Below are 1,589 nucleotides of genomic sequence, written 5' to 3'. Positions count from 1 at the left end.
AGCGCGGCGAGGAAGTGGCGGTCGTGGCTGACGAAGAGCATGGTGCCTTCGTAATTGGCGAGCGCGGTGATCAGCATCTCCTTGGTCGCCATGTCGAGATGGTTGGTGGGCTCGTCGAGCACCAGGAAGTTCGGCGGGTCGAAGAGCATCTTGGCCATCACGAGGCGCGCCTTCTCGCCGCCCGAGAGCACGCGGCAGCGCTTCTCCACGTCGTCGCCGGAAAAGCCGAAGCAGCCGGCGAGCGCCCGGAGCGAGCCCTGGCCGGCCTGCGGGAATGAGGACTCGAGCGACTGGAAGATGGTGTCCTCGCCCTCCAGCACCTCCATGGCATGCTGGGCGAAATAGGCCATCTTCACATTGGCGCCGATGGCGACCGTGCCGTCATCCGGCGCGGCCGTGCCGGCGACGAGCTTCAGGAGCGTCGACTTGCCGGCGCCGTTGACGCCCATGACGCACCAGCGCTCGCGGCGGCGCACGGCGAAATCGAGCCCCTCATAGATGCTGCGGCTGCCATAGCGCTTGTGCACGTTCTTGAGGCTGACGACATCATCGCCCGAGCGCGGCGGCGGCTGGAACTCGAAGACGACGGTCTGGCGTCGCTTCGGCGGCTCCACCCGGTCGATCTTCTCCAGCTTCTTGACGCGGCTCTGCACCTGGGCGGCGTGCGAGGCGCGCGCCTTGAAGCGCTCGATGAACTGGATCTCCTTGGCGAGCATCGCCTGCTGGCGCTCGAACTGCGCCTGCTGGTGCTTCTCATTGAGCGCGCGCTGCTCGGCGTAGAACTCGTAGTCGCCGGAATAGGTGGTGAGCGCGCCGCCGTCGATCTCCACCACCTTGGTGACGATGCGGTTCATGAAGGCGCGGTCGTGCGAGGTCATCATCAGGGCGCCGTCGTAGCCCTTCAGGAACTGCTCCAGCCAGATCAGGCTCTCGATGTCGAGATGGTTGCTCGGCTCGTCGAGCAGCATGACATCCGGGCGCATGAGAAGGATGCGCCCCAGCCCGACGCGCATCTTCCAGCCGCCCGAGAGGGCGCCGACATCGCCGTCCATCATCTCCTGGCTGAAGCCGAGGCCGGCCAGCACCTCCTGCGCGCGGCCCTCCAGCGCATAGCCGCCAAGCTCCTCGAAGCGCCCCTGCACCTCGCCGTAGCGCTCGATGATGGCGTCCATCCGGTCGGCCTGGTCGGGATCGGCCATCGCCGCCTCCAGTTCACGCAGCTCGGCGGCGACGGTGCTGACGGGCCCGGCGCCATCGGTGACCTCGGCCACCGCGCTGCGGCCGGACATCTCGCCGATGTCCTGGCTGAAATAGCCGATGGTGACGCCGCGATCGATGGAGACCTGCCCCTCGTCCGGCCCTTCCTCGCCGGTGATCATGCGGAACAGCGTGGTCTTGCCGGCGCCGTTGGGGCCGACGAGGCCGACTTTCTCGCCCTTCAGGAGCGCCATGCCGGCCTCGATGAAGACGATCTGCTTGCCGTTCTGCTTACCGATATTGTCGAGACGAATCATGAGCGCGGGAACCTGGCGGAGACTTTCAGCCCCGTGCATGTAGGCCATGTTGCGCTGCGGCGAAAGGGCGGGGCG

1 protein-coding gene is annotated in these 1,589 nt (G+C 66.9%); it reads right to left on the bottom strand.

The window, feature by feature from the left end; translation table 11 throughout:
- Nucleotides 1-1,514, bottom strand: a 1,514-nt coding sequence (locus tag KF719_RS18105) for an ABC-F family ATP-binding cassette domain-containing protein (protein ID WP_293510822.1), incomplete at its 3' end; no start/stop codon positions are given.
- Between the last annotated feature and the right edge of the window lie 75 nt (nt 1,515-1,589).

It is taken from the genome of Parvibaculum sp. (assembly GCF_019635935.1).
GTDB lineage: Bacteria > Pseudomonadota > Alphaproteobacteria > Parvibaculales > Parvibaculaceae > Parvibaculum.
Note: the sequence above shows the minus strand (reverse complement) of the source record. Positions and strands in the feature narration are given on the sequence as shown.